The sequence below is a fragment of the Vibrio ulleungensis genome (genome assembly GCF_016900875.1).
GTDB lineage: Bacteria > Pseudomonadota > Gammaproteobacteria > Enterobacterales > Vibrionaceae > Vibrio > Vibrio ulleungensis.
Window position 1 is genome coordinate 1 of the sequence record NZ_JAFEUM010000020.1, and the last position, 1,365, is coordinate 1,365.

1 protein-coding gene is annotated in these 1,365 nt (G+C 55.2%); it reads right to left on the reverse strand.

Annotation, left to right across the window (positions count from 1 at the left end; translation table 11 throughout):
* On the reverse strand, positions 1–1,365 hold a 1,365-nt coding region (locus JQC93_RS20190), incomplete at both ends, for a tandem-95 repeat protein (RefSeq protein WP_205160107.1).

Consider the following 1,365-nt stretch of genomic DNA (forward strand, 5'->3'; position numbering starts at 1 on the left):
GTCGCTGTCGCGCCATCGTCGTCTTCGGTGGTCCAATTAACCACGACATCGCCGTAGAAGTTTTCCGCCGGCGTGAACACAAAGTTACCGTCACTGTCTGTGCTGATAGAGCCTTGAGTCGCATCCGCTAGCGTTGGCGTGGTCGACACAATGATGCCATCCACATCGCTCGCATCAAACGTCAGAACAACTGCAACGTCTTCGTCAGTGGTCTTATCGTCTGCAGTAATGGCCGGGCCGTCGTTCACATCACCCACGGTGATGGTCGAGGTGGTGGTCGCTGTCGCGCCATCGTCGTCTTCGGTGGTCCAGTTAATTACGACGTCGCCGTAGAAGTTCTCCGCTGGGGTGAATACAAAGTTACCGTCACTGTCTGTGCTGATCGACCCTTGAGATGGGTTAGCAAGAACCGGTGTGGTCGACACAATGGTGCCATCCACGTCACTGGCATCAAACGTCAGAACAACTGCGACGTCTTCGTCGGTAGTTTTGTTGTCCGCAGTAATAGCCGGACCGTCGTTCACATCGCCGACAGTGATGGTCGACGTGGTGGTCGCCGTTGCGCCGTCGTCGTCTTCGGTGGTCCAGTTAATTACCACATCGCCGTAGAAGTTTTCCGCTGGCGTAAACACAAAGTTGCCATCAGTGTCTGTGCTGATCGAGCCTTGAGTCGCATCCGCTAGAGTCGGCGTGGTCGACACAATGGTGCCATCCACATCGCTCGCATCAAACGTCAGAACAACCGCAACGTCTTCCTCGGTGGTCTTGTCATCTGCGGTAATTACTGGGCCGTCGTTCACATCACCCACGGTGATGGTCGACGTGGTGGTCGCTGTCGCGCCATCGTCGTCTTCGGTGGTCCAGTTAATTACGACATCGCCGTAGAAGTTCTCCGCTGGGGTGAACACGAAGTTGCCATCAGTGTCTGTACTAATCGACCCTTGAGATGGGTTAGCCAGAACCGGTGTCGTGGACACAATGGTGCCATCCACATCGCTGGCATCAAACGTTAGGACAACTCCAACGTCTTCGTCGGTGGTCTTGTTGTCTGCAGTAATAGCCGGACCGTCGTTCACATCGCCGACTGTGATGGTCGAGGTGGTGGTCGCTGTCGCGCCATCGTCGTCTTCGGTGGTCCAGTTAATTACGACATCGCCGTAGAAGTTCTCCGCTGGGGTGAACACGAAGTTGCCATCGCTGTCTGTGCTGATCGAGCCTTGAGATGGGTTAGCAAGAACCGGCGTGGTCGACACAATGGTGCCATCCACATCGCTCGCATCAAACGTTAGAACAACCGCAACGTCTTCGTCAGTGGTCTTATCATCCGCAGTAATGGCCGGTCCGTCGTTCACATCAGCGACGGTA